This is a genomic window from uncultured Sphingomonas sp., assembly GCF_964237155.1.
In the GTDB taxonomy this organism is placed as follows: domain Bacteria; phylum Pseudomonadota; class Alphaproteobacteria; order Sphingomonadales; family Sphingomonadaceae; genus Sphingomonas.
In genome coordinates, this window is record NZ_CAXSHH010000022.1 from 15504 (window position 1) to 42468 (window position 26965).

Sequence of the window (26965 nt, forward strand, 5' to 3'; positions counted from 1 at the left end):
AGTGGACAGGTTGTGATCACGACCGAACGCCTCCTGCTTCGCGATTGGCAAGATGAGGATGTCGCGCCGTTTCACGCGATGAGCCAGGATGCCGAGGTGATGCGCTATCTGGGGCCTCCAACAACGATCGAGCAGGCGTGGGACGTGAAGCGGCGCATGAACGAGCGACAGGCGGAGCTCAGCTATTGCTTTTGGGCGTTGGAGCGCCGGGCCGACCGCTCCTTCATCGGCTTCTGCGGACTTCTCCCGGCCAAGCCGCCGATCGAGGGCGAGGTCGAGATCGGGTGGCGGCTGGCGCGCGAGGCGTGGAGGCAGGGCTATGCCCGGGAAGCGGCGGCGGCGACCTTGGCGTGGACGTGGTCAAGCACCGATCTACCTTCGGTCGCGGCCATAACGGTGCCCGCAAACCGTCGTAGTTGGCGTTTGATGGAGCGCCTGGACATGGTGCGCGTACTCGACGGCGACTTCGACCATCCCGATCTGCCGGACGGCGATCCACTCCGCCGACACATCCTTTACCGAGTCGCGAGGCCCGATCCGTGATCCAAAGCTTTGCCGCCTGGCCGCCGCGCCGGCTGCTGTTCGTCCTCACCGTGCTCACCGGGTCGTTCCTGCTGTTCCTCGTCCAGCCGATGGTGGCGCGCATGGCGTTGCCCAGGCTCGGCGGCGCGCCCGCCGTGTGGAACTCGGCGATGCTGGTGTATCAGGCGCTGCTGCTCGGCGGGTACGCCTATGCCCATGCGATCGGCCGGTGGCGGCCGCGCACCCAGGCGGCGGTGCATCTGGGGCTGCTGGCCTTCGCCGCCTTGTGGTTGCCGATCGGATTGATGGCGACCCAGCCGCCGCCCGATGCCCAACCCGTGCTCTGGGTGCCATGGCTGCTCGTGGCTTCGATCGGGCCGTTGTTCCTCGCCGTGTCCGCGCAGGCGCCGTTGATCCAACGCTGGTTCAGCGACGCGAGCGAGGGAGCGAACCCGTACGCGCTCTACGCCGCGTCCAACCTGGGAAGCTTCGGTGGGCTGATCGCCTACCCGCTGCTGGTCGAGCCGTTGATGCCGCTCCGCGACCAGAGCCGGTTGTGGAGCGCGGGATATGTCCTGCTCGCGTTGCTCGTCCTGCTATGCGCGCGGTCGCTGCCGCCGGTCGCGCGCGCCGAGGCGGTCGTCCCGACCAGCCCCGCGCCGAGTCGCGCCACCGTTGGGCGCTGGATCGCGCTCGCGCTCGTACCGTCGGGGCTGATGCTCGCGACCTCGACCTACCTCACCACCGATATCGTCGCCGGGCCGCTGCTGTGGGTTCTGCCGCTCGGGCTCTACCTGCTGAGCTTCACCGTCGCGTTCGCCGCGAACCGCGCGCTCGCCGAGATCCTGACGCGGATCGCGCCGATCACGATCCTGCTGTTCGGCGGCGTCATGATCGGCGGGTACAATGCGCAGCCCCTGCTCAGCGCCGGGGTGGCGCTCGCGCTGTTGTTCATGACGTCGGTGGCGCTGCACACGGCGATGTACGACGCCCGGCCGGAGCCCGACCGGCTGACGGGCTTTTATCTCGCCATGTCGTTCGGGGGCGTGCTCGGCGGCGTGTTCGCGGGGCTTCTCGCGCCCGTGCTGTTCGACTGGACCTACGAGTATCCGTTGCTGATCCTGGCGGCGGGGCTCCTGACGCCGCAGCTTTACCTGACCGAGGGGATCAAAGCGGTGTGGACGCGCCACCGCTGGCCGGCGCTGGGGGGCGTCGCCCTTGCGGTCGCGCTCATGGTCGGCGCGCGGGTCCAAGGCCCGGACAGCCTGTTCGGCGAAGGCCGGCCCGGGATCCTCTTCATCGCGGTCGCGACCGTCGGACTCCTCGTGGTCGGCGCGCGCGCCGGGTACATGCTGCTGCTCGGCGCGGCGGTGGTGCTGTTCGGGGGCTACCGCTCGCTGGAGCTGTCGCTGGACGGCGATGCGCGGACGCGGAGCTATTTCGGGGTGTACACGGTCAAGGACAGCCCTCGATCGCGCGAGCTCGATCACGGGACGACGATCCACGGCGTCCAGCTGATCGGCTCGCCCGAGCGCGAGCGAACGCCGACCACTTACTACGCGCGCGGATCGGGCGTCGGGCAGGCGATGCTGTTCGCGCCCGAGCTCTACGGCATGGGCGCGCGGATCGGCGTTGTCGGCCTGGGGACGGGGACGCTCAGCTGCTACGCGCGGCCGGGCCAGAGCTGGCGCTTCTACGAGATCGACCCCGCCGTGATCCGTATCGCGCGCGACACCGGGCAGTTCACCTACCTCCGCCGTTGCTTGCCCGACCCGTCGATCGTCCTGGGCGACGCGCGGCTGCGGCTGGCGCGGGAAGGGTCGGCGAGCCTGGACCTGCTCGCGCTCGACGCCTTTTCGTCGGACGCGGTGCCGGCGCACCTGCTGACGCGCGAGGCGTTCGGAACCTACGCGCGCGTGCTCGGTCCGCGCGGCTTGCTGCTGGTCCATATCTCGAACCGCTATCTCGACTTGGAACCGGTGGTGGCGAACGCGGCCAAGGCGGGCGGGTGGGCGGCGTCGATCTTCGAGTACGACCCGTCGCGCCTCGACGAGGCCGCGTCCGGGTCGTCGTGGATCGCCTTGTCGCGAGACCCGGGGGTGCTCGCGGGATTGACGGCACGGGGAACCGACTGGCGCGCGCTGCGGACGCGACCGAACTTCCGGCCGTGGACGGACGACTATCACTCGATCCTGCCGCTCCTGAAGCGGTCGGGCTAGGTCGCCGCGAGCCCCGAACCGATCCGCGCGATCGCCGTCTCCTGCCGCTCCAGCTCGGTCCGCGCCCGACCGCGCATCGTCTCCAGCGCGGGATAGTCGGGCGCGAGCGTCGTGGCTCGCTTCACCGCGAGATCGTCGAGATCGGACAGCACCTCCGATACCTCGGCGCGAAGGCCGTCGAGTTCGGCGAGCGCGGTCTGCGCGGTCAGCCAAGCCTCCGACCCGGCCGCCGCGCCCCGCGCCGCCCGCGCCGCCCGCTCGACCCCGACCAGCGCGCGCGCGAAGTCCCCCGCCGCCTTGCCGAGCCGCGCGTCCGCCGCCGCGACCTCGACGTCCAGCGCCGGATCGGCGACGACGGGCGCGGGCGCGGGCGCGTCCGGCTCGTCGAAGCCGAGCTTCTCGATCGCGCGCGGGGCGAGCCACGGATACGGCCCGGCGTCGCGCGCGCACCCGCCGCAGGCCAGGGCGAGGAGCAGCGACGCGAGGGGAGGGCGGTTCATGCCCTCGCGTCTATGACCCGCGCGATATCCGCACAACAACCTTGCAAGCCTGCATCGCCCCGTCTAACGACGCGTTTCCGATGTGCGCCCGTAGCTCAGCTGGATAGAGCATCAGACTACGAATCTGAGGGCCGGGCGTTCGAATCGCTCCGGGCGCACCATTCTTCCGACCTGCTTGCGATCGTCGCGATCGCCCGCCACGAGGTCGAGATGGACCATCGTTTCCAGATCCCGACCGAGCGTCTTTCCCTGGCCGTCGCGCGCCGTATCGCGCTTGCCGCGCAGGGGTTCGGTGTCGCTCGGCCGCCCCGCGTCGATGCGGGACATCTCCGGCGTACGGTGTCGCGGCTCGGGCTGCACCAGATCGACAGCGTCAACGTGGTCGCCCGCGCGCATTACCTCCCGGCCTTTTCACGGCTGGGAAGCTATGACCGAGCGTTGCTGGACAGGGCCGCGTGGGGACCGCGGCGCGAGCGTCGCCTGTTCGAATATTGGGCGCACGAGGCGTCGCTACTCCCGCTCGCCATGCATCCGCTGCTCCGCTGGCGCATGACGCGCGCCGACCGGGGCGAGGCGGGCTACGGATCGATGCGCCTGTTCGCGAACGAGCGGCGGGCGGAGGCGACCGCGCTGCTCGACCGCATCCGCGCGGACGGTCCGCTCGCAGCGTCCGACGTGGAGAGCGGGCGGACGGGATGGTGGGCGTGGAGCGACGCCAAGCGCGCGCTCGAATGGCTGTTCTATGCCGGGCATATCACCACGACGACGCGCCGGCGCGGCTTCGAGCGCGTGTACGACCTGACCGAACGCGTGATCCCGCCCGCCATCCTGGCGCTCCCCACACCCGCCGAGCGGGACGCGCACCGCGCGCTGATCGAGCATGCCGCCCGCGCCCTCGGCGTCGCGACTGCGGGCGAGCTGCGCGACTATTTTCGCCTGGCACCTTCGGACGGCGCGGCTGCCGTCGCGACGCTGGTGGAGGAGGGCGTGCTTCGCGCGGTCGCGATCCCGGGCTGGCCCGCCGTATACATCCACCGCGACGCGCGCCGCCCGCGCCGGGTCGAGGGCCGCGCGCTCCTCGCCCCCTTCGACCCGCTGATCTGGGAGCGCGACCGGACCGAGCGGCTGTTCGGCTTCCGCTACCGGATCGAGATCTACACGCCCGCCGCCAAGCGCGTGCACGGCTATTACGTGCTGCCGTTCCTGCTCGGCGATCGGCTGGTCGCCCGAGTGGACGTCAAGGCGGACCGGCAGGCCTCCCGGCTGCTCGTCCACGCCATCCACCTCGAACCCGACGCGCCGCCCGAAACTGCAAGCGAGTTGACGAAGGAGCTGGCGCTCATGGCGCGTTGGCTGGAACTGGATCGTGTGGAGGCGCCCCGTGCCGAGCGGACATAATCGGGGCACTCCGCGTTCGACCGACCATGATCGATGATGCGCCCGGCACGCTGACGAACTGGACCGAAGCTCCGCGCGTGCGGCGGCTCAACGACGCGCCATTCCGCCCCGGCGGCCGTTATGTGCTTTGCTGGCTTCAGCAGGCACTACGCGCGCGCGACAATCCGGTGATCGACGCCGCGATCCTGCTAGGCGAGGCGATCGGCGCGCCGGTTTTGGTCTATCACGGCCTCCGCGAGGATTACCCCTTCGCCTCCGACCGGCTCCACCGTTTCATCCTGGGGGCGAGCCGCGATGTCGCGATCGGCTGCGAGAAGCGCGGGCTGGCCTGCGTCCAGTATGTCGACCGTGCGGCCAAACGCGAAAAGGGGCTCGTCTACCGCCTCGCCGCCGACGCCGCGGCCGTGGTGCTGGAGGACCAGCCCGCTTTTGTCGCCCAGTGGCAGGCGGAGCGCGTCGCGGCCAAGAGCGGGACGGCGGTGATCGCGGTCAACGCCGCCTGCGTCGTCCCGCCCGCCGCGCTCGACCAGGGCGTCGGCACCACCTCCGCCTTCCGCCGCCGCCACGAAAAGGCGCGCGAAGGCTGGTATGCCTGGCGCGAGGAGGAGACGACCCACGCGCCCTATGACGGCCCGCTGGCATATGAGCCCGATCGCCTCGGCGGGTTGTCCGACGCGGAGATCGACGCGCTCGTCGCCTCGCTCGACATCGACCACGCGCTTCCGCCGAGCGCGATGCTGCCGGGGTCGCGGCACGAGGTGCTCGTGCGCCTACGCCGCCTGACGACGGAGGTGCTCCCCGCCTATGCCGACGCGCGCAACAACGCCGCCCGCGCCGAGGGGGCGAGCACCCTATCGCCCTATCTCCATTTCGGCGTGTGCGGCCCGCGCGAGGTGATGGCCGCGATCCAGGCCGCCGACGTGCCCAAGGACCAGCAGGACAAGTTCGCCGACGAACTGCTCACCTGGCGCGAATGGTTCCATTATAAAGGCCGCACGATGCGCGTTCCCGAAAGCTACGCGCGCATTCCCCGCTACGCGCAGGGGCAGCTGGCCAACCACGCCGAGGATCCCCGGCCCGAGCTGGAAACCCTGGATGCCTTGCTCCACGGAGAGACGGCGGACGAGACCTGGAACGCCTGCCAGAAACAATATTTGATCGACGGCTGGATGCACAACAACCTGCGGATGTATTGGGCCAAGCGCCTGATCGCGATGACCCCCGACCCGCGCACCGGCTGGGCGACCGCCTGCTACCTGAACGACCGGCTGAGCCTCGACGGGCGCGATCCGTCGACTTACGGCAACCTCGCCTGGGCGTGGGGCGACTCGTCGCCGGGCTACCGCGACAACCCGATCTATGGCCTCGTCCAGACGCGGACGGACAAGGCGATCCGGGGGCGTCCGGGCGCGGAGGCGTGGCTGAAGCGCAACGCGGCGCGACCGGGACCGCGCTTGTCGGTGCCGGGCGGGCCGCCGGTCGATCCATACCTGTCGGAAAAGCTGCCGATCTGATCAGGCGCGCACCAGTTCGAGCACTCGGGACGCGATCGCGGGGTGGCAGATGAGCAGGTCGGGGAGCCGCGGGTCGGGGCAGTTATAGACGAGCGGCGCGCCGTCGATCCGGCTGGCGTGATACCCGTGCGCGAGCGCGACGGCGGCGGGGGCGCAATTGTCCCACTCGAACTGCCCGCCTTCATGCAAATAGATATCCGCCGCGCCCGCCACGACCGCCATCGCCTTGGCACCGGCCGACCCCATTGCGATCACCTCGGCATCCAGGGCCCGCGCGACCGCCGTCGCCACGGCGGGCGGGCGCGAACGGCTGACCACCATACGCGGCCGCGCGGGAACCGGGGAGGGCGGCGCGACCTTGTCGCTCGCCAGCATGCGGCCGAGCGCGGGCAGCGCCACTGCGCCCGCCGCCGCCGCGCGGTCGACCGCCAGCGCGACGTGGACCGCCCAATCGTCGCGCCCTTCCCGGTACTCGCGCGTCCCGTCGAGCGGATCGACGATCCACACCCGGGGCGTCAGGCAGCGCGCCTGATCGTCGAACGACTCCTCCGACAATACCGAGTCGCCCGGCCGCTCCGCCGCTAGCCGCGCTAGAATCAGTGCATTCGCCCGCGCATCGCCTTCGTCGCCGAGCGCGGGCCCGGTCAGCCCGCTCGTCTTGCGTATCCGCAACAGCAGCTCGCCCGCCTCCCGGGCGATCGATCGGGCGAGTTCGGCGTCGGTCATGCATCCGGCTTAGGCCCGGGCCCCCGCCCCCGCCACCCCTCGGCCCGCTACCCCTCCGCCCGTTCGCGCTCGATCGAGTCGAGGATGCGCGCGCCCGCCATGAACACCGCGATCGGACAGGCCGCGAATAGCAGCCAGCCGCCCGTCCCCGGATATTGCTGGAGGTAATGCGCTCCCCGCTCGGTCGCGCCGGTGGCGAGGCCGTACAGGACGAGGAACGCCTCGAACTTGGTCTTGATGACGAACAGGCTGCTGATACGCGTGAACATGCCGCTAATGGAGCAAGTACCGGGCCGATCCCGGATTTCCGCCGTTTCGGCCGGATCGGATATGGTTACCTGTAAGTTAATTCGACGAGATCGAGGGTCGCCAGCAGCGTCGCCCGCGCGCGCTCGGTGCGGGTGACCAGGCCGGGATCGTCGATCGCATCCGCCTCGATCGTCTCCGGCCAGTGGGTGGTCACGGCATCGGCGATGCGGTCGAGCTTGGCCTCGTCCACCAGGAAGCGCGGGTCCACCGTCGCCGGATCGGCCACCACGCGCAGCCGGAGGCAGGCGGGGCCGCCGCCGTTCGCCATTGACTCGCGCACATCGACGACCTCGACCCGGCGGATCGGCCCGTCGCGCGCCAGCATCTCCACCAGCCAAGCCCACACGCCCGGATGCGCCCGCGTCTCGCCGGGCACGATCAGCGTCATGCTCCCGTCCGGCGACGTCACGAGCTGCGCGTTGAACAGGTAGCTCGACACCGCGTCGGCCAGGCTCACCCGGGCAACGGGCACCTCGATCACCTCCGCCTCCGGCATGACGCGGCGGAGGTCGGCATGGACCTCGTCCCGCCGCTCGAACGCCTGCTCATGCGCGAACAGCACCGGGCCGTTCGCGACGGCGACCACGTCGTTATGGAACGCCCCCGCCGCGATCGCCGCTTCCGATTGCTGCACGAACAAGGTGCGCGCGGGGTCGAGCCGATGCGCTCGCGCCACCGCTTCCGAGGCCTCGCGATGCTGACGGGCGGGGAAGGGCCCGCCATGCTCGCCATGGACGAACAGCTCGACGCCGGGCGCGTCGTGCGCGGGTGCGAGCCGCATGTGGTTCGCCGCGCCCTCGTCGCCGAACGGCGCCGGGACGGGCGCGTGGACCGCGAAGACGGGGTGCGCGAAGGCGAGCCGTAGCTGCGCCAGCGTCTCCGGCCATTCATGGCTGCGATGCGGCATCGTCAGCAGGTTGGCGACGGTCAGATGGCACCGGCCATCGCCCGTATCCGGCGCGGGCGAGACGGTGGCCGCGTTCGCCGCCCACATCGCCGATGCCGACAAGGCCTGCGCGCGCAGGTGCGACGGAGCGTCCTCATACGTGGTCGACAGTGCCTCCAGCCATCGCCGATCCGGGCGCGCGTGCGGCGGCAGCACGCCCTGCACCAGCCCGAGCCGCAGGTTCGCGCGCATTTTCGCGATCCCCTGCAACGCCGCCGCCCGAGGCCGCGACACCGCCCCGGCGCTCCGTGTCGCGGCGAGATTGCCCGGACTAAGGCCGGCGTAGTTGTGGCTCGGCCCGACGATCCCGTCGAAGTTGATCTCTCGCGGCTTCACCACCGGGCCACGTGCCAGACGCGCTTGCCCGTCGTGACCCGGAGCGCGTCGGCGGTCTCCCGCGACAGGGCGATCCCGTCATCCGCCTCGCGCACCGGGCCGACCGCACAGCGGAAATCGCGCAGCCGTCCGACGGCGACCAGCGTCTCCTCGCCGCCGTCCTCGTCGGTCGCGACGACCGGATGCTCGCGCGCGTCACGGACCGATCGCACCTGGTCGGTCTGCGCGGTCATGGTCGGCCCGCCATCGAAGATGTCGACATAGTTGGCGTAGCGGAACCCCTCGCGCTCCAGCATCCGCATCGCGGCGCGGCCGCTCGGGTGCGGCAGGCCGATCGCCGCGCGCGCGTCCTCGTCGAGCATGGCGGTGTAGACGGGGTGCTTGGGCATCAGGTCGGCGATGAACTGGTGACCGTGCGTGGCGTTGAACTCGTCGGCGTCCTGGAACGCCATCCCGAAGAACCGCCCGGCCAGCCCGTCCCAGAAGGGCGATGCGCCCGCCTCGTCGATGACGCCGCGCAACTCCGCCAGCACCCGGTCGGCGAAGCGCGCGCGGTGGCTACGGATGAAAAGGTATCGGCTCCGCGCCAGCAGCATGCCCAGCCCGCCCGCGCGCTCGCCGGGATGGAGGAATAGCCCGCCCACCTCGCTCGACCCCTCCAGGTCGGTCGAGAGCGTCAGCATCTCGGCGCGAAAGGTGCGGCTCAGCTCGCGACTATGCTGCGTCAGCGTGCCCAGGCGATAGCTGTAGAAGGGCAGCCGCTGGCCGACATGCGTGAACAGCTGGCAAGTGCCCCGCACCTCGCCCGTCGCGATCTCCTCCAGCACGAGCACGAACAGCTCGTCGGCGAAGCCGTCGTCCGCGCGCGCGAACGCCGCCTCGCTCCTCTCGAGCTTCGCCCCGAGCGCGTCGCGGTCGGGCGGCAGGTTGGTGAAGCCGCCGCCGGTCAGCTTGGCCATCTCGTACAGGTGCTTGAGGTCGCCCAAGCGCGCGGGGCGGACGATGTGCGTCACACGCGTCCTCGCTCGGCGATGCGCAGAACCGTCACCGCCGACAGGGCCGCGCGCTCGGCCAGGCTTTCGACGATCATGAACTCGTCCGCCGAATGGATCGCGCCGCCGCGCACGCCCATCGTGTCGATCACGGGGACCCCGGCGGCGGCGATGTTGTTGCCGTCGCACACGCCGCCCGTCGCCCGGGCGGCGATCGGGATGCCGAGCGCCCCGCCCGCCTCGCCGACCAGCGCGAACAGCCGCGCCGCGCCCGCGTCGACCGGCTTGGGCGGTCGGTTGAAAGCGCCATGCACGCGGACGGTCACGTCGTGATCGCGCGCCACCTCCGCCACCGCCCGGTCGATCGCCGCCCGCGCCCGCGCGATCGCGTCGGTGTCGGCGGGACGGAAATTGACCCGGAGCACCGCATGCGGCGGCACGACATTGTTCGGTCCGCCGCCGTCGATTCTCGCCGGGTTCACCGTCAGCCCCGCCGACTTGGCCGCCGCGAGCCGCATCGTCAGGTCCGCCGCGGCGACCAGCGCGTTGCGCCCGTCCTCCGGATCGCGCCCGGCATGCGCCGCGCGACCCTCGACGACGATCGAGAAATTGCCCGTGCCCCCGCGCGCGCCGGCAAGCGTACCATCGGGCAGCGCGGGCTCATAGGTCAGCGCCGCGACCTTGCCGCGCGCCAGCTCCGCGATCAGCGCGGCGGAAGACAGCGAGCCGGTCTCCTCGTCCGAATTGATCATGACGTCATAACCGATCCGCGCCGCGATCGGGCTCGCCTCGACCGCCCCGAGCGCGGCGAGCATCACCGCCAGCCCGCCCTTCATGTCGGCCGTGCCCGGCCCGCCGATCGTGCCGTCGCCGCGATCGGTCACCTCCCGGAACGCGTGATCGGCCGGATAGACGGTGTCCATGTGCCCGGTGAACAGCATCCGTGACCGCGCACCCGGCCTGACCGAGAGGCGCAGATGCCGCCCATGCTCGACCGCGACGACGCGTCCGTCCGCCTCGACCCGCTCGGCCGGCGCGGGTTCCACGAGCGAGAGCTCGCCGGGGAGCGCGGAAAAGGCATCGCCCAGCAGCACGGCCATTTCCGCCAGCCCCGCCAGATTGCCCGTCCCGCTATTGACCGCGCTCCAGCGCATCGCTTGGTCCAGCATCGACGCGCCGCCCGCGCGCGCGACCGCATCGCGCTCCATCGTCGTCAGCCCCGCCATGCGCCCGGCCTTAGCTGGCGCTCAACGGCCCGGCAAATGCGGCCGGAACATCCCGAGCACGTCTTCGTACAACGTGCGCTTGAACGGCACGGCGACGTCCGGCAGCTCGTCCGGGTCGGCCCAGCGCCAGGCGCGGAACTCGGGATGCGCGGTGTCGAGACGGACGTCGGTGTCGGCTCCCAAGAAGCGGAACAGGAACCACCATTGCCGCTGTCCGCGCCACTTGCCTTTCCACGCCTTGCCGATCAGCTCGGGCGGCAGGTCGTAGAACAGCTCGGTCGGCGCACGGGCGATCAGTTCGACATGCTGAGGGACGATCCCAGTCTCCTCCTCCAGCTCGCGCCGGGCTGCGGTCTCGGCGCCCTCGCCCGGGTCGATCCCGCCCTGCGGCATCTGCCACGCCTCCAGCACCGTATCGATCCGCTGGCCGACGAACACGCGTCCGTGGACGTCGCAGAGCATCACCCCCGCGCAGGGGCGGTAAGGTAGGGTCGTCGACTCGCTCATCCGGCAGCCTGCGTCATGAACCTCTCCCGAAGACAGCGGTATGCACCTACCTAGCCTCGGGTGATCCCCGTCGTCCATCACCCCGTCTATGTCGCGCCCGCGCCCGCCCGATCGACATACCGCTGGAGCAAGAACGGCCTGATCCGCGACCTGCTGCTCGCCCAAGGCGATCGGATCCTGTGGCATCGTCCCGATCCGACCCCGATCGCCGCGCTGGAGGCCGTCCATGATCCAGGCTACGTCGCCGAGGTGATCGAAGCGCGCGTGCCCGCGGCCAAGTCGCGCCGGATCGGCTTTCCGGTCACGCCCGAGGTCGCGGCGCGCGCGGCGGTCGTGCCCGGCGGCACCTGGCTCGCCGCCCGGCTCGCGCTCGAACACGGCTATGCCGCGAACACCGCGGGCGGCAGCCACCACGCGCTCCACGACACGGGCGCGGGTTTCTGCGTGTTCAACGACCTCGCGATCGCGGCGGTGCGTCTGGTCGAGGAGGGAGCGGTCGAGCGGATCGCGATCGTCGATGTCGATGTCCACCAGGGCGACGGCACCGCATCGCTCCTCGCCGGCCGGCCGGGGATCGCGACCTATTCGATCCATGCCGAAAAGAACTTCCCCGTCCGCAAGGCCCGCTCGACCCTCGACATACCGCTGGCCGACGGGATCGCGGACGACGAGTATCTGTCGACCCTGGAGGCGACGCTCGTTCCGTTCCTCGACGCGCACGCGCCGGGCCTCATTCTTTATCAAGCGGGAGTCGATCCGTACGAGCACGACCGCCTCGGCCGCCTGTCACTGACCCGTGAGGGCCTGCGCGCCCGGGAACGCGTGGTCGCCCGCCTTGCCCAGGCGCGTGGCTTGCCGCTCGCGAGCACGGTCGGCGGCGGCTACGGCGACGACGCGGCCGAGATCGCCGAACGCCACGTCGACGCGATCCTCACCCTGGGCGAGGCGTTCGGGGCCGGATAAGGGTAGCTTGCCGCACCCGCCGCTCATTCTACATTGGCGTATTCGGCCCCGGGGCATAGAGACCCCGCAGCCGCCACGAACAGGAACGCCCATGGCCACCGCCATCCACGAGATCACTCCCGCCGAGGCGTCCGCGCATCCCGTGATGGAGTCGGTTGTGGTCCGCTTCGCCGGGGACTCGGGCGACGGCATGCAGCTGACGGGCGGCCAGTTCACCCTGTCCACCGCGCTCGCGGGCAACGACCTGGCGACCTTCCCCGACTTCCCCGCCGAGATCCGCGCGCCGCAGGGGACGCTGTTCGGCGTGTCGGCCTTTCAGATCAATTTCGGCTCGACCGACATCGAGACCGCGGGCGACGAGCCCGACATGCTCGTCGCGATGAACCCCGCCGGGCTCAAGGTGAACGTCGACGCGTTGAAAGCCGGCGGCCTCATCATCGCCGACAAGGGCGAGTTCACCGATCGCAACCTCGCCAAGGCCAAATACGACAGCAACCCGCTCGAGGACGGCAGCCTGGCGCGCTGGCAGCTGATGGCGTTCGACATCTCGCAGCTGACGCTCGACGCCGTGAAGCCGTTCGGGCTCGGCAACAAGGAGGCGCTGCGCTGCAAGAACATGTGGACGCTGGGGCTGGCGCTGTGGATGTTCGACCGCGACCGCCAGCCGATCGTCGACTGGCTCAAGACCAAGTTCGTGAAGATGCCGCTCCTGGCGGAGGCCAACATCGCCGCGCTCAACGCCGGCCATGCCTACGGCGAGACCGCCGAGCTCGCCGGCCCGATGAAGCAGCACGCGATCGCCGCCGCCCCGGTCGAGCCCGGCCTCTATCGCACCGTCACGGGTGCCGAGGCGATCAGCATGGGCCTCGTCGCGGGCGCTCAGCTGGCCGAGCTGCCGATGTTCTTCGGCGGCTACCCGATCACCCCCGCGTCGGCGATCCTGCACTATCTCGCACGCCTCAAGGAGTTCGGCGTCACCACTTTCCAGGCGGAGGACGAGATCGCCGCCATCGCCTCGGCGATCGGCGCGTCCTATGCGGGCCAGCTCGGCGTCACTTCCTCCTCCGGCCCTGGCATCGCGCTCAAGGGCGAGGCGATGGGGCTGGCGATCATGACCGAGTTGCCCCTCGTCATCGTCAATTCGCAGCGCGGCGGGCCGTCGACCGGGCTCCCGACCAAGACCGAGCAGTCCGATCTCTACCAGGCCGTCTACGGTCGCAACGGCGACGCGCCGATGCCCGTCCTCGCGTCGCGCTCGCCGTCGGATTGCTTCGAGGTCGCGATCGAGGCGGTGCGCATCGCCGTTACCTACATGACGCCCGTCATGATCCTGACCGACGGCTACATCGCCAACGCCGCCGAGCCGTGGAAGGTGCCCGACGTGAGCGGCTACCAGCCCTTTCCCGTGAGCTTCGCCCGTGACGTGCCCGAGGGCGGGTTCAAGCCCTACGCCCGCGACGAAAAACTCGCCCGTCCCTGGGCGCGGCCCGGCACTCCCGGCCTGCTCCACCGCATCGGCGGGATCGAAAAGGCGATGGGCACGGGCAACATCGACTATTCCCCCGCCAACCACCAGGCGATGACCGACATCCGCAAGGACAAGGTCGACGGCATCGCCGTGCCCGATCAGCTCGTCGAATTAGGCGAGGAGTGCGGCAAGCTCGCGATCGTCGGCTGGGGTTCGACTTTCGGCCCGATCCACCAAGCCGTCCGTCGCGCCCGCCGCCGCGGGCTCGACGTGGCGCACATCCACATCCGCCACATCTGGCCGATGCCCGCCAATCTCGGCCCGCTCCTGCGCGGCTACGAGAACATCCTCGTGCCCGAAATGAACACCGGCCAGCTCAAGACGGTCCTCCGCGACCAATTCCTCGTCGATGCCCGCCCGCTCAACAAGGTGTCTGGCCAACCCTTCCGCATCTCGGAGATCGAGGCGGCGATCGCGACCTATTTCGACGATGTCCCCGGCAACGAGGGCGGCGAGGTGTCGGTCAATTCGGGGCAGCTGCCGAGCCCGGCGGCGATGAACGTCTAGCCTTCCCTCTCCCGCTTTCGCGGGAGAGGGTGGCCGAGCGAAGCGAGGTCGGGTGAGGGCCTGTCTTGCTTCGTTGTCACAGGACCGGCCCTCACCCTGGCGCGTCCCGCGCCTGTCCCTCTCCCGCGAAGGCGGGAGAGGGTTCGGAGCAATATCATGAACGACATGACCCCGATCACGACCCGCCCCAAGGACTGGGAGACCGACCAGGAGGTCCGCTGGTGCCCCGGCTGCGGCGATTACGCCGTGCTGAAGGCGGTGCAACGCACCATGCCGGAGATCGGCGCGCGGCCGGAGAACACCGTGTTCGTGTCGGGCATCGGCTGCTCGTCGCGCTTTCCCTATTACATGGAGACCTACGGTTTCCACACGATCCACGGCCGCGCGCCGGCGGTGGCGACGGGGGTCAAGCTCGCCAATCCGGACCTCGACGTGTGGATCATCACCGGCGACGGCGATGCGCTGTCGATCGGCGGCAACCACACGATGCACCTGCTCCGGCGGAACCTGAACTGCCAGGTGCTGCTGTTCAACAACGAGATCTACGGCCTGACCAAGGGGCAGTATTCGCCCACCTCGCGCGTCGGCACGCGCACGCCCTCGACCCCGCTCGGTTCGGTCGACACTCCCGCCAACCCGTGCGCCTTCGCGCTCGGCTCGGGCGCGCGGTTCGTGGCGCGCGGGATCGACGTGCATAAGAAGCTGACCGACGTGCTCAAGGCGGCCTACGCGCACCAGGGCGCGGCGTTCGTCGAGATCTTCCAGAACTGCATCGTCTATAACGACGACGTGTTCGCGCCCTTCACCGAGAAGAAGCGATCGGTCGCCAACCAGCTCTGGGTCGACCACGGCGAGCCACTGCTGTTCGCGGGCGGACAAAAGGGCTTGGCGCTCGACGCCGAGCGGTTGACGCTGCGCGTGGTCGACGTCCTGGACGGCGATTGGCGGGCGGCGGGCGTGATCGCCCACGACCAGCGCAACCGCGGCCTCGCGCACATGCTGGTCGAAATGCCCTTCGGCCCGTTCCCGATGGCGCTCGGGATGCTATATGACAACCCGGCCCCGACCTTCGAGTCCGCCGTCGTTCGCCAGAACGCGCAGGCGAGCGAGGGCAAAGCGGCGAACCTCCAAAAGCTGCTGAGCCAGGGCCAGACCTGGATGGTCGACAAGCAACCCCACGCGATCTGACTTACTTGATCCTCCCCAAGCTCTGCTCGGGGAGGATCAGGTGAGGCCTGTCCTACAAGCATATCCTTCGCCATAGGCTGCCGCGTGCACGACCTACGACACCTCGACCCGAACGTGATCCCGGTCCAGCAGCCCTCGATCGGTCGCGATTTCACCTCCAACTCGCGTCACCTTCGTTACCTTCGCCCCCCGCGACTCGCCCAACTCGTCGCCGCCCCATTCCACCGCTTCCTCGACCGCCTCGACGAACGGCTCGAGACCGGCGGCATCGATGCGCACCTACCCGACGGCACGCACCGTCTGCTCGGCGGTCGCGCACCCGGCCCCGTGGCCGTCGTCACGCTCCACCGCTGGCGCGCTTTGGTCCGGCTCGCGCTCGGCGGCTCGGTAGGGTGGTACGAGGCATGGGCGGCGGGCGACTGGTCCAGCCCCGATCCCGTGCCTTTGTTCGACCTGTTCATGCGCAACCGCGTGAGCCTGGCCTCGGCCGCCCGCGCCGCCGGCCCGGGGCGACGGGCCCTGCGCTGGTGGCACCAGCGCCGCGCGAACAGCGTCGGCAACGCCCGCCGCAACATCGCCGCGCATTACGACCTGGGCAACGACTTTTACGGCCTCTGGCTCGACCCGACCAAGACCTATTCCAGCGCGATTTTCGCCGAACCGGGCGAACCGCTGGAGCAGGCGCAACGCCGCAAGCTCCAGGCCGTGCTCGACCGCACCGCGACCAGACCCGGCGACCGCATCCTCGAGATCGGCTGCGGCTGGGGCTCTCTCGCCGCGCTTGCGAGCGGGCAAGGCAGGACGGTCCACGCGCTGACACTCTCGATCGAGCAAAAGGCGCATGTCGACGCCTTGGCGTTACCTGGCGTTACCATCTCGCTCGACGACTACCGCGCGGTGACGAGCGAATACGACGCGGTCGCCAGCATCGAGATGGTCGAGGCGGTCGGCCAGGAATATTGGCCCGCCTACCTCGACACGATCGCGCGTGTCCTGAAACCCGGCGGCCGGGCGGCGATCCAGTATATCTCGATCGCCGACGACGTGTTCCCCGCCTATGCGGCGAGCGTCGACTTCATCCAGCGTTACGTCTTCCCCGGCGGCATGCTCCTGTCCGACAGCCGCTTCCGCGCGTTGGCCGAAGAACGCGGGCTCGAATGGCGCGATCATCAAGCCTTCGGGGTCGACTACGCCGAGACGCTCCGCCGCTGGCGCGAGGCGTTCGACGCCGCCGACCTGCCGCCGCGCTACGACGCGCGCTTCCGGCGGTTATGGGGTTACTACCTGCAATATTGCGAGGGCGGCTTTCGCGGAGGCGGCATCGACGTCGCGCAGGTGACGCTGATCAAACGCTGATACGCTCGAACCTTGCCTGCTCGAAGCCTGCCACCGCCAGCTCGGCGATCCGCCCCGCCACGACCGCCGGCTCCTTGACCGACAACGGATCTTCGCCCGGAAAGGCGTTCTCGCGCATCCGGGTCCGCGTCGCGCCGGGATCGAGGATCATCGTGCGGACCCGGCCGATGTTCGCCAGCTCGTCCCCGTACGCTAGCACGATATTCTCAAATGCCGCCTTCGACGCGCCGTACGCTCCCCAATAAGCGCGGGGGCTACGCCCGACCGACGAGGTCACGCCGATCACCCGCGCGTCGTCGGACGCGCGCAGCATCGGGTCGAACGCCGTCAGTAACGCGACCTGCGCGCTGACATTGAGGGTCAGGATCTGCGCCAGTTCCTTGGGATCGATCGACGGCACCGGCGTCAGCGCGCCGAGCATGGCCGCGTTCAGAACCATCACGTCGAGCGCGCGCCACCGCTCGCCCACCGCCGCCGCCAGCCGCGCGATCGCGTCCGTCTGCGTCAGGTCGAGCGGAGCGATCGTCGCCGATCCGCCAGCATCGAAGATCGCCTGCTCGACCTCCTCCAGCCCGGCGGCGGTGCGCGCGGTCAGCACGACGTGCGCGCCGGCCAGGCCCAGCGCGGTCGCGGTCGCGGCACCAATGCCGCGACTAGCCCCAGTGACGAGCGCCAGCTTGCCGTCGAGCGGACCCGGCACTCAGTTCACCCGCTCGGCGAGCATCGCGAACTGGTCCACCTCGGCCAGCTCGTCCTGATCGGTCAGCGTCGTCGGGTAGTCGCCGGTGAAGCAGGCGTCGCAATATCTGGGCCGCACGTCCGCCCGCTTCGCCTCGCCCAGCGCCTTATAGAGCCCGTCGATCGACACGAACGCGAGGCTGTCGGCGTGGATGAAGTCGGTCATCCCGCACAGATCATGCTTGGCCGCGAGCAGCCCGCCGCGCTCGGGTGTGTCGACGCCGTAGAAGCAGGAGTGCGCCGTCGGTGGCGAAGCAACCCGCAGATGCACCTCGGCCGCGCCTGCCTCGCGCATCATCTGAACGATCTTCAGACTGGTGGTCCCGCGCACGATCGAGTCGTCGACCAGGATCACCCGCTTGCCCTTGATCAGCGCGCGGTTGGCGTTGTGCTTCAGCTTGACGCCGAGATGGCGGACCTTGTCGCCCGGCTGGATGAAGGTGCGGCCCACATAATGCGAGCGGATAATGCCCAACTCGAACGGGATGCCCGACGCCTGCGCATAGCCGATCGCGGCGGGGACGCCCGAGTCGGGAACGGGGATGACGAGGTCCGCGTCGACCCCGGATTCGGCGGCGAGCTGCGCGCCGATCTCTTTCCGGACGGTATAGATCGACTGGTCGTCGACCAGCGAGTCGGGCCGCGAGAAATACACCCATTCGAAGATGCACGGGCGCGGTGCCATCGGCGCGAAGGGGCGGATCGATCGTATCTCGGTCCCCTGCACGATGATCAGCTCGCCGGGCTCGACCGCACGCTCGAACGTCGCGCCGCAAACATCGAGCGCGACTGTCTCGCTGGCGAAGATCACCGCGTTGTCAAGGCGCCCCATGACGAGCGGCCGGATGCCGAGCGGGTCGCGGCAGGCGATCATCCCCTCGGGCGTCATCACAACGAGCGAGTAAGCGCCCTCCACCTGCTTCAACGCGTCGATGAACCGGTCGAGCAAAGTTCGATAGCTCGAGGTCGCGACGAGATGGATGATCACCTCGGTATCGCTGGTAGACTGGAAGATCGACCCACGCCGGACGAGCTCACGCCGCAACCGCGTGGCGTTCGACAGGTTGCCGTTATGCGCGATCGCGAAGCCGCCGCTCTGCAGCTCGGCATAGAGCGGCTGGACGTTCCGAAGCGCGGTGTCGCCCGTCGTCGCATAGCGGACATGACCGGCCGCGACCTCGCCCGACAGCGAGCGGATAATGTCGTCGCGGTCGAAATTTCCCGCCACATGCCCCATCGCCCGGTGGGTATGGAAATTGCGGCCGTCGTAGCTGGTGATCCCCGCCGCTTCCTGGCCCCGGTGCTGGAGCGCGTGGAGGCCGAGCGCCACCAGGGCGGCCGCGCTGGGCGTGCCGGATACGCCGAACACCCCGCACTCTTCGCGGAGCTTGTCGTCGTCGAAGGGATGTGTGGTAAGCATAAGGCCCTGCCCGGGAGGTTGGCGGGCATATAGGTCGGGCCTGTGCGCTTGTCGCCTCTTTGTAACCGATGTTTAGGAATCGACCTATCGCATGATGATCGACACGCGCCGTGGCTGACCCTCGCGAGACCGGCCTCGACCTCGATCCCAAATACGACGCGGCGGGGCTGATCACCGCGGTCGCGACCGACGCGGCGACCGGCGAGCTGCTGATGGTGGCGCACATGAACGCCGACGCGCTCGCCGCGACCCGCGCGACGGGCGAGGCGCATTTCTGGTCGCGCAGCCGGGGGCGGCTGTGGCGCAAGGGCGAGACATCGGGGAACGTCCTCCGCGTGCGCGAAATCCGCGTCGATTGCGACCAGGATGCGCTATGGCTACTCGTCGATCCGACAGGCCCGGCTTGCCATACGGGCGCGCGGAGCTGTTTCTACCGCCGGGTCGAGGGCGATGGCCTCGCGTCGGTCGCGTGAGGCGGGTGCTCGTCTTGGCGTTGCTGGCCGGCGGTTGCGGGCAGGCTCGCGCGCCGGAAGCGACGACCGGCGCGGGGGCGGAACTGGAGCGCGCGGCGGTCGCGGCGGGGCTGGTGCCCGACCCCGTCCGCGCCTCGATCGTCGGCGCGTGGGCGCGCGACAACGACCGGGTGTGCGTCGTGCCGACCAAGGCGGGGCGCGGGCGGATCGGCGTCGTGCTCGATTACGGCGAGGGCAACGACTGCGTCGCGGCCGGCGCTGTCCGGCGCACGGGCGACCGGCTTCGGGTCGATCTCGGCGCATGCCGGATCGACGCTCGCTTCGACGGCGAGCGGATCGCCTTTCCGGCGGAGGTGGACGAGGCCTGCGCCCGGTTCTGCCGCGGCAACGCCAGCCTCGCGGCGCTGTCCGTCGAGCGGGTGAGCGGGTCGGCGGCGGAGGCGGCGACGCTCCGCGCGCCCTCGGGGCGGCTGCTCTGCGCCGATTGACGTTGACGTAAGCGACACCTACTTGGGTCATGCATGCCGACCGCCGCTTCCTTCGCCGCCTACGCCGTCATCGAACCGCGCGCGGACCGCGATCATTACTCGATCACGGACCTGTGCGCCGAGTTCGAGGTGACGCCGCGCGCGCTGCGGTTTTACGAGGATGAGGGGCTGATCGCGCCCGAGCGTCGCGGCACCACGCGCATCTACTCGCACCGCGACCGCGCCCGGCTCGCCTGGATCCTGCGCGGCAAGCGCGTCGGCTTCTCGCTCGGCGAAATCCGCCAGATGATCGACCTGTATGATGTCGGCGACGGCCGCCGCGTCCAGCGCGCGGTCACCGTCGACCGCTGCCGCGAACGCATCGCCGCGCTGGAGGCGCAGAAGCGCGACATCGACGCCGCGCTCGGCGAACTGACTGATTTCGTTCATCTTCTCGACACCGATCCGCTCAAGGACTGACCCGATGCCCACTTACACGCCCCCGGTCCGCGACACTCGCTTCGTGCTCGACCACGTCGTCGGGCTCGATCGTTACTCCAACCTCCCCGGCTTCGAGGCCGCGACCCCCGACGTCGTCGACGCCGTGTTGGAGGAAGGCGGCCGCTTCGTCGCCGAGGTGCTGTTTCCGCTTAACCAAGTCGGCGACCGCGAGGGCTGCGTTCGCCACCCCGATGGTTCAGTGACGACCCCGACGGGCTTCAAGGCGGCCTACAGGCAATTCGTTGAGAGCGGCTGGGCGACGCTGGGCAACCAGCCCGAATATGGCGGGCAGGGAATGCCGCACGTGGTCTCGACCGCGTTCCAGGAATATATGATCTCGTCGAACATGGCCTTCGCCATGTATCCCGGCCTGACCCACGGCGCGATCGCCGCGCTGGTCGCCAAGGGCACGCCCGAGCAGAAGGCGATGTATTTGCCCAGGCTCGTCTCGGGCGAATGGGGCGGCACCATGAACCTGACGGAGCCGCAATGCGGCACCGACCTGGGCCTGATCCGCACCCGCGCCGAACCGAACGGCGACGGCTCCTACGCGATCACCGGCACCAAGATCTTCATCTCGTCGGGCGAGCACGACCTGACGGACAATATCATCCACCTCGTGCTGGCCAAGACGCCCGGCGCCCCCGACAGCTCCAAGGGCATATCGTTGTTCGTAGTACCCAAGGTCATCGTCAACGAGGACGGCTCGCTGGGCGACCGCAACCCGGTCACCTGCGGGTCGATCGAGCACAAGATGGGCATCCACGGCAACTCGACCTGCCTGATGAACTATGACGGCGCGACCGGTTGGCTCGTCGGCGAGGAGATGAAGGGTTTGGCCGCGATGTTCATCATGATGAACGCTGCGCGGCTCGGCGTCGGATTGCAGGGCTTGGGCGTCGCGGAGACTGCGTACCAGAACGCGGTGGCGTACGCTCGCGACCGTCGCCAGGGCCGGGCGCTGACCGGCGCGGCGGAGCCGGGGCAGGGGGCGGATACGTTGTTCGTCCATCCGGACGTGCGCCGAATGCTTATGCAGATGAAGGCCCTGACCGAAGGCCTGCGCGCGCTATGCCTATGGGGAGCGCTCCAGGTCGATCTGGAGCATATGGGCGTGACCGAGGAGGAGCGGCAGCTCGCGGGCGATTTGATCGGGCTGCTGACGCCGGTGATCAAGGGTTACGGCACCGACATGGGGTACGCGATCGCGACCGACGCTCAGCAAGTTTACGGTGGCCACGGCTATGTCGCCGAATGGGGTATGGAGCAGTATGTCCGCGATGCCCGGATCGCGATGATCTACGAGGGCACGAATGGCATCCAGGCGATGGACCTGGTCGGCCGCAAGCTGATGCAGAATGGCGGCCGCGCGGCGCAGTCAATGCTCAAGATGGTCGCGGACGAGATCGCGGCGGGCAAGGCGGACCCGGCCACCGCCGACGTCGCCGCGCGGCTGGAGAAGTCGCTTAGCGACCTGCAGGCGGCGAGCATGTGGTTCATGGCGAACGGCTTGCAAAACCCGAACCATGTCGGCGCGGGGGCGGTGCCGTACATGCACCTGATGGGGATCGTCGCCGTCGGCTACATGTGGCTGCGGATGGCCTCGGCTGCGGCTCGGCTGAAGATGGTGGGCGAGGGGGATGCGGCGTTCCTCGACGCAAAATTAGTCACCGCGCGCTTCTACGCGGAGCGCATCCTGCCCGAGACGGGGTCGCTCCGCCGCAAGATCGAGGGCGGAGCGGACGCGGTCATGGCGTTGCCGCCGGAGATGTTTCTGGCGGCGTGACTGGGCGTTTGCCCTCGTCGATCTTCAGGATCGGCGAGGGTGCCCCGATGGCGGGATCCGCGCTCCTGCGGCGTACCCCGCCGAGGCCCTGCGGTCCGCGCGCGGGCGCGGCCTGGTCGATCAGCAGTTCACCGGCGGGTATGAACGCCTGCACCTTCATGCATTGCGCGGGAACCGGGCGCTTGTGCTCGCGGCAGTTCCACAGCTGGCGCTCGACGCCCACGGCTCGGTCACGCAGGTAGCTGAAACTCATGCCCGCGATCTGCGCCGTGTTGAGCGGCAGGCGCGCGGGCGTGCGCGCCGCGTCGGTCCAGCCCAATACCTTGCAATAGCTGCGCTTGCCGCACGTCTTGTCCGCAAGCGCCGGCCAGAGCTGGGGCGCGATGTTGGCGGGCAGCGTGATCAGGAAACTGTCGCGGTCGGGCGTGATCTCCTGATCAAGGAACCGCCCTTCGGGCGCGGTAGCCCCCGCCGCGATCATCGAGTCCATAATCGCCGTGTCGTCCGTGCTTTCGGGCGCGAGAGGGACCGCATCATCCGGCGCTGCGCCATGTGCGGTCGACAGATAGGCTATCTTGCTCACCACCGGCTCGCTTGGCGATGGGCGGCGGTTGAAGGCGGGCGGGGTGCCCCACCAGCCCGTCCAGCGGAAGAACAGGTGGGTGCCGACGTTCGTGATCTTATCGAGGCTGGACGACCAATAGGGCACGACCCAGTCGGTATGGTAGTGTGTCGCGTAGCCGACGGGCTTGTAGACCGATCCCGCCAGCGCCGCCGCCGCGATCTCGCGCGCCCGCCGCCATCCGCCCTCGGACGGCTGCCGCCGGAGCGCGCCGTCGCAGGTGAAGGTGAACTGGCAGCCGGTGCTGCGCTCCTGCCCTTGGAACACGACGCCGCACACCGTCTTGGGAAAGGCGGGGTGATGCAGGCGGTTGAGCACGACCTGTGCCACCGCGCGTTCGCCGACCGCGTCGTCGCCCGCCTCGTACAGCACCCCCGCCGCGAGGCAATCGGTGGCGCGCGCCAGATCGTCCGGGCCACCGCCGAAGCGGAAAGGCCGCGCGGCGGGGTTCGGCCCGGTAGCGAAGGGGACGGTAGCGTTGAAGCTCTGTGCGTCCTCGCGGGCGATCTCGACGAATGCGGTTGGCTCGACGGGCGGCAGCTCGGCGGCGGGGACGATGCGTTGCGGACGCGCGGCGAGACGGGCCGCCGCCTCGGAGCGCACGAGCGGCGCGGTGGTGACGACCAGCGCGGGCACGCCAATCGCGACGGCGGCGATCCCGGCGAGGAGGAGGTTCGAACGACTACTAATTCCCGTTCGCCCTGAGCTTGTCGAAGGGTAGTCCTTGTTCGTCGGTTGCGAGGAGAAGGACGATGCTTCGACAAGCTCAGCACGAACGGGGGAAGCTGCGCCTGGGCTGCTGGCCGCCATCACTCCGGCAGGAAGTCCGGGACGGACAGGTATCGCTCGCCGGTGTCGTAGTTGAAGCCGAGCACGCGGACGTCGTCGGGCAGGTCGGGCAGCTTCTGCAGGATCGCCGCCAGCGTCGCACCCGAACTGATGCCGACCAGCATCCCTTCCTCGGCGGCGGCGCGCCGGGCCATGTCCTTGGCGACGTTCGCATCGACCTCGATCACGCCGTCGAGCGCGGCGGTGTGGAGGTTGGCCGGGATGAACCCCGCGCCGATCCCCTGGATTGCGTGCGGGCCGGGCTGGCCGCCGCCGATCACGGGCGACGCGGCGGGTTCGACCGCGTAGACCTTCAGGCTCGGCCAGACCTCTTTCAATGTCTCGGACACCGCGGTGATATGTCCGCCCGTCCCGACGCCGGTTATGATCACGTCGATCGGCGTATCGGCGAAATCGCTCAAGATCTCCTGAGCGGTGGTGCGGACATGGACGTCGATATTGGCGGGATTTTCGAACTGTTGCGCCAGCCACGCGCCGGGGGTCGCCGCGACCAGTTCCATCGCTCGTTCGATCGCACCCTTCATCCCCTTTTCGCGTGGGGTGAGATCGAACGTCGCGCCGTAGGCGAGCATCAGGCGACGCCGTTCGAGCGACATCGACTCAGGCATGACGACGACGAGCTTGTAGCCCTTCACCGCCGCGACCATCGCCAGCCCGATGCCGGTGTTGCCGCTGGTCGGCTCGACGATCGTGCCGCCGGGCAGGAGCCGTCCGGACGCCTCCGCCGCCTCGATCATCGCGAGCGCCACACGGTCCTTGATCGATCCGCCGGGGTTCGACCGCTCCGACTTGATCCACACTTCGGAGCCCGGGAACAGCCGCTGGATGCGGATGTGCGGCGTGTTCCCGACGGTGTCGAGGATGGTGTCGGCCTTCATGTCTGGGCTACTCCGTGTGGCTGCGGCTCGACTTCGGGAGGGTCGAAGCTCTTTGCAAGTTTCAGTTCGGGATACAGCCTGGCCCATAGCAGGGTCACCGCGATCGCGCCGACCCCGCCGAACACCACCGCGCCGACCGGACCGATCAACGCGGCGAGCAGCCCGCTTTCCGCCTCGCCGAGCTCGTTGGAGGCCGAGATGGTGAGCTGCGATACCGCGCTCACCCGCCCGCGCATCGCGTCGGGCGTGTGCAACTGGATCAGTGAGGAGCGGACATAGACCGACACCATATCGGCCGCGCCCGCGACGACGAGCGCGCCGATGCTGAGCCAGAGCTGGCGCGACAGCCCGAACACGATGGTCGCGACGCCGAACACGATCACCGCGAGCAGCATCTTGCGGCCGACATCGTGTCTCATCGGCCGGATGGAAAACCAGACCGCCATCGACGCCGCGCCGACGCCCGCGCTGGCCGCGAGCAAACCTAGCTCCGCTTCGCCGACATGGAGCACGTCGCGTGCGAAGACGGGGAGGAGCGCGGTCGCTCCGGCGAGGAGCACCGCGAACAGATCGAGCGTGATGGTCGCCAGCACCAACCGGTTGTGGCGGACGTAGCTGAAACCCTCGACGATCCGCGTGAGCGGGCGGTGGTCCTTCTGCGCGGGCGGCTGTGGCACGGGACCGATCAGGAAGATGCCGCATAGCGCGACCGTGAAAAGCGTGGCGGCGGCGGCGTAGGCGGCGACCGGGCTGACGTCGAGCAACAACCCGCCGACGCCCGGACCCGCGATCGAGCCCACCTGCCACGCAATTGAGCTGACCGCGATGGCGGTGGGTAGCACCTCACGCGGGACCAGGTTGGGGGCGAGCGCAGAATAAGCCGGGCCCGAAAAAGCTCGGGCGACGCCGATCAGCACCGCCGCCGTGAACAGGGCGGGCAAGCCGAGCGATCCCATCCAGGTCAGGAGGCCGAGCCCGCTCGCGATCAAGACAAGCAGCGTCGTCGTCGCGCGCACGATCCACCGCCGGTCAACGCTGTCCGCGACTAGGCCGACGATCGGCGTGAGTAGGAATAGTGGGACGAACTGCGCTAGGCCGATCATGCCGAGCAGGAACGCGGCCTGCGGTACGTCCATCGTCTCGCGCGAGATGTTGTAGACCTGCCAGCCGACGATCAGCGCCATCGCGCCGGTCGCGATCGTGCTCGCCAGGCGCGACGCCCAATAGGCGCGGAAATTGGCGATCCGGAACGGGTGCGGAGCCGTGGTCATCACGCGCGGCTTAGGGGTGGGGTGGAAAGATTGAAAGCGCCGGGAGTTCGCGCCTATAAGTCGGAACATCACCTTCCTCCCCGGAACGAGGTCCGACCCTGATGGCCACAGCCCCCGCCAAAGCGGCGCCCCGCGCGTCCGCCGTCCCGCCGACGCCCAACCGCGAGCGGCCCGCCGAACCGACGCCATATGTGGCGAGCAAGGAGGAGTTGCTGCGATTCTACCGCGACATGCTTCTCATCCGCCGGTTCGAGGAAAAGGCAGGGCAGCTATATGGCTTGGGGCTGATCGGCGGTTTCTGCCATCTGTATATCGGGCAGGAGGCGGTCGCGGTCGGGCTGCAATCCGCGCTGTCGGACAAGGACTCGGTGATCACGGGCTACCGCGATCACGGCCACATGCTGCTGTCCGGCATCCCGCCGCGCGACGTCATGGCCGAGCTGACGGGACGCCAGGCCGGCATCTCGAAGGGCAAGGGCGGGTCGATGCACATGTTTTCCGTCGAGCATAAGTTCTATGGCGGCCACGGCATCGTTGGCGCGCAGGTGTCGCTCGGCACCGGGCTCGCCTGGGCGCACAAATACCGCGAGGACGGGGGCGTCGCGCTCGCCTATTTCGGCGACGGCGCGGCCAACCAGGGGCAGGTGTATGAAAGCTTCAACATGGCCGAGCTGTGGAAGCTGCCGATCATCTACGTGATCGAGAACAACCAGTACGCCATGGGCACCAGCGTCAACCGCGCCTCCGCCGAAGACCAGCTCTATCGCCGGGGCGAGAGCTTTCGCATCCCCGGCATCCAGGTCGACGGCATGGACGTGCTCGAATGCCGCGGCGCGGCCGAGACCGCGCTGGAATGGGTGCGCGCGGGCAAGGGGCCGATCATCTTGGAGATGAAGACTTATCGCTATCGCGGCCATTCCATGTCCGACCCGGCCAAGTATCGCAGCCGCGAGGAGGTGCAGGCGGTGCGAGAGAAGTCCGATCCGATCGAGCGGATGAAGGCGCTTCTGACCGAGCAGGGGATCAAGGAGGACCAGCTAAAGTCGGTCGAGCAGGAGACGCGCAAGCTGGTCAACGAGGCCGCCGACTTCGCGGAGTCGACGCCCGAGCCCGATCCGGTCGAACTCTATACCGACGTGCTGGTGGAGCGTTATTGATGCCGACGCTCGTCAAGATGCCCGCCTTGTCGCCGACGATGGAGGAGGGGACGCTGGCCAAGTGGC

The 26965-nt window shown here is 69.3% G+C and carries 25 protein-coding genes and 1 tRNA gene; 14 read left to right on the forward strand and 12 right to left on the reverse strand.

Features of this window, described 5'->3' with window-relative positions; translation table 11 throughout:
• The first annotated feature begins 12 nt into the window (after positions 1-12).
• Positions 13-543, forward strand: a complete 531-nt coding sequence (locus ACFE71_RS07095; RefSeq protein WP_375428108.1) for a GNAT family N-acetyltransferase — start codon at positions 13-15, stop codon at positions 541-543.
• A complete protein-coding gene (locus ACFE71_RS07100) occupies positions 540-2741 on the forward strand; it encodes a spermidine synthase (RefSeq protein ID WP_375428109.1) in 2202 nt (733 codons plus the stop codon). Before ACFE71_RS07095 ends, ACFE71_RS07100 begins: the two co-directional genes overlap by 4 nt.
• Here the strand turns inward: ACFE71_RS07100 and ACFE71_RS07105 are convergent.
• Positions 2738-3241, reverse strand: coding sequence for a hypothetical protein (locus ACFE71_RS07105; RefSeq protein WP_375428110.1), 504 nt, complete (start codon positions 3239-3241; stop codon positions 2738-2740). The two genes, ACFE71_RS07100 and ACFE71_RS07105, sit on opposite strands and share 4 nt — an antisense overlap.
• A gap of 84 nt (positions 3242-3325) precedes the next feature.
• On the opposite strand from ACFE71_RS07105, the gene ACFE71_RS07110 reads away from it, so the two are divergent.
• The 3 genes from ACFE71_RS07110 (at position 3326) to ACFE71_RS07120 (ending at position 6153) form a co-directional block, all read left to right on the forward strand.
• Positions 3326-3402, forward strand: a tRNA-Arg gene (locus ACFE71_RS07110).
• A 49-nt stretch (positions 3403-3451) separates the two neighbouring features.
• Positions 3452-4639 carry a winged helix-turn-helix domain-containing protein gene (locus tag ACFE71_RS07115; protein ID WP_375428111.1) on the forward strand — a complete coding sequence of 396 codons (1188 nt, stop codon included), beginning with the start codon at positions 3452-3454 and terminating at the stop codon, positions 4637-4639.
• Between the two features lie 26 nt (positions 4640-4665).
• Entirely contained in the window at positions 4666-6153 is a 1488-nt protein-coding gene (locus ACFE71_RS07120; protein WP_375428112.1) for a deoxyribodipyrimidine photo-lyase, read from the forward strand.
• Here ACFE71_RS07120 and ACFE71_RS07125 read toward each other — a convergent pair whose 3' ends face one another.
• The 6 genes from ACFE71_RS07125 to ACFE71_RS07150 form a co-directional block, all read right to left on the reverse strand.
• Positions 6154-6879: a 3'(2'),5'-bisphosphate nucleotidase CysQ gene (locus ACFE71_RS07125; RefSeq protein WP_375428113.1), complete on the reverse strand. Its 726-nt coding sequence runs from the start codon at positions 6877-6879 to the stop codon at positions 6154-6156.
• Between the two features lie 47 nt (positions 6880-6926).
• Positions 6927-7148, reverse strand: coding sequence for a hypothetical protein (locus tag ACFE71_RS07130; RefSeq protein ID WP_375428114.1), 222 nt, complete (start codon positions 7146-7148; stop codon positions 6927-6929).
• 65 nt (positions 7149-7213) lie between these two features.
• Positions 7214-8470 (reverse strand): N-succinylarginine dihydrolase, encoded by a 1257-nt coding sequence (locus ACFE71_RS07135; RefSeq protein ID WP_375428132.1) that lies wholly within the window; start codon positions 8468-8470, stop codon positions 7214-7216.
• On the reverse strand, positions 8467-9483 hold the full coding sequence (locus ACFE71_RS07140; protein WP_375428115.1) for an arginine N-succinyltransferase: 1017 nt from the start codon (positions 9481-9483) through the stop codon (positions 8467-8469). The genes ACFE71_RS07135 and ACFE71_RS07140 overlap by 4 nt, the downstream gene beginning before the upstream one ends.
• Positions 9480-10688 (reverse strand): hydrolase, encoded by a 1209-nt coding sequence (locus tag ACFE71_RS07145; protein ID WP_375428116.1) that lies wholly within the window; start codon positions 10686-10688, stop codon positions 9480-9482. The genes ACFE71_RS07140 and ACFE71_RS07145 overlap by 4 nt, the downstream gene beginning before the upstream one ends.
• 21 nt (positions 10689-10709) lie before the next feature.
• Complete coding sequence (locus ACFE71_RS07150) at positions 10710-11195, reverse strand: RNA pyrophosphohydrolase (RefSeq protein WP_375428117.1); 486 nt, start codon at positions 11193-11195, stop codon at positions 10710-10712.
• A 60-nt stretch (positions 11196-11255) separates the two neighbouring features.
• Between ACFE71_RS07150 and ACFE71_RS07155 the strand changes: the two genes are divergently transcribed.
• From ACFE71_RS07155 to ACFE71_RS07170, 4 genes are all read left to right on the forward strand, one after another.
• Positions 11256-12158 carry a histone deacetylase gene (locus ACFE71_RS07155; RefSeq protein ID WP_375428118.1) on the forward strand — a complete coding sequence of 301 codons (903 nt, stop codon included), beginning with the start codon at positions 11256-11258 and terminating at the stop codon, positions 12156-12158.
• 91 nt (positions 12159-12249) lie between these two features.
• Positions 12250-14193 carry a 2-oxoacid:acceptor oxidoreductase subunit alpha gene (locus ACFE71_RS07160; RefSeq protein WP_375428119.1) on the forward strand — a complete coding sequence of 648 codons (1944 nt, stop codon included), beginning with the start codon at positions 12250-12252 and terminating at the stop codon, positions 14191-14193.
• 156 nt (positions 14194-14349) lie between these two features.
• Complete coding sequence (locus tag ACFE71_RS07165; RefSeq protein WP_375428120.1) at positions 14350-15381, forward strand: 2-oxoacid:ferredoxin oxidoreductase subunit beta; 1032 nt, start codon at positions 14350-14352, stop codon at positions 15379-15381.
• A gap of 138 nt (positions 15382-15519) precedes the next feature.
• Positions 15520-16737 carry a class I SAM-dependent methyltransferase gene (locus ACFE71_RS07170; RefSeq protein WP_375428133.1) on the forward strand — a complete coding sequence of 406 codons (1218 nt, stop codon included), beginning with the start codon at positions 15520-15522 and terminating at the stop codon, positions 16735-16737.
• Here ACFE71_RS07170 and ACFE71_RS07175 read toward each other — a convergent pair.
• Positions 16727-17437, reverse strand: a complete 711-nt coding sequence (locus ACFE71_RS07175) for an SDR family NAD(P)-dependent oxidoreductase (RefSeq protein ID WP_375428121.1) — start codon at positions 17435-17437, stop codon at positions 16727-16729. The two genes, ACFE71_RS07170 and ACFE71_RS07175, sit on opposite strands and share 11 nt — an antisense overlap.
• A complete protein-coding gene (gene purF, locus ACFE71_RS07180) occupies positions 17438-18895 on the reverse strand; it encodes an amidophosphoribosyltransferase (protein ID WP_375428122.1) in 1458 nt (485 codons plus the stop codon).
• A 110-nt stretch (positions 18896-19005) separates the two neighbouring features.
• On the opposite strand from purF, the gene hisI reads away from it, so the two are divergent.
• The 4 genes from hisI to ACFE71_RS07200 are packed head-to-tail and all read left to right on the forward strand — an operon-like array spanning position 19006 to position 22122.
• Positions 19006-19368, forward strand: coding sequence for a phosphoribosyl-AMP cyclohydrolase (gene hisI / locus ACFE71_RS07185; protein ID WP_375428123.1), 363 nt, complete (start codon positions 19006-19008; stop codon positions 19366-19368).
• On the forward strand, positions 19365-19856 hold the full coding sequence (locus tag ACFE71_RS07190) for a hypothetical protein (RefSeq protein ID WP_375428124.1): 492 nt from the start codon (positions 19365-19367) through the stop codon (positions 19854-19856). The genes hisI and ACFE71_RS07190 overlap by 4 nt, the downstream gene beginning before the upstream one ends.
• Positions 19857-19889: 33 nt before the next feature.
• Positions 19890-20315, forward strand: a complete 426-nt coding sequence (locus ACFE71_RS07195) for a MerR family DNA-binding transcriptional regulator (RefSeq protein WP_375428125.1) — start codon at positions 19890-19892, stop codon at positions 20313-20315.
• A gap of 4 nt (positions 20316-20319) precedes the next feature.
• Positions 20320-22122, forward strand: a complete 1803-nt coding sequence (locus ACFE71_RS07200; RefSeq protein WP_375428126.1) for an acyl-CoA dehydrogenase C-terminal domain-containing protein — start codon at positions 20320-20322, stop codon at positions 22120-22122.
• Here the strand turns inward: ACFE71_RS07200 and ACFE71_RS07205 are convergent.
• The 3 genes from ACFE71_RS07205 to ACFE71_RS07215 all read right to left on the reverse strand — a co-directional run bounded on the left by ACFE71_RS07205 (position 22085) and on the right by ACFE71_RS07215 (position 25742).
• Entirely contained in the window at positions 22085-23380 is a 1296-nt protein-coding gene (locus ACFE71_RS07205) for a cell wall hydrolase (RefSeq protein WP_375428127.1), read from the reverse strand. The genes ACFE71_RS07200 and ACFE71_RS07205 overlap by 38 nt on opposite strands.
• Before the next feature lie 173 nt (positions 23381-23553).
• Entirely contained in the window at positions 23554-24471 is a 918-nt protein-coding gene (gene cysK, locus ACFE71_RS07210; protein WP_375428128.1) for a cysteine synthase A, read from the reverse strand.
• Positions 24468-25742 carry an MFS transporter gene (locus ACFE71_RS07215; protein ID WP_375428129.1) on the reverse strand — a complete coding sequence of 425 codons (1275 nt, stop codon included), beginning with the start codon at positions 25740-25742 and terminating at the stop codon, positions 24468-24470. The genes cysK and ACFE71_RS07215 overlap by 4 nt, the downstream gene beginning before the upstream one ends.
• A 101-nt stretch (positions 25743-25843) precedes the next feature.
• Between ACFE71_RS07215 and pdhA the strand changes: the two genes are divergently transcribed.
• Entirely contained in the window at positions 25844-26899 is a 1056-nt protein-coding gene (gene pdhA / locus ACFE71_RS07220; protein WP_375428130.1) for a pyruvate dehydrogenase (acetyl-transferring) E1 component subunit alpha, read from the forward strand.
• Positions 26900-26965 lie beyond the last annotated feature (66 nt).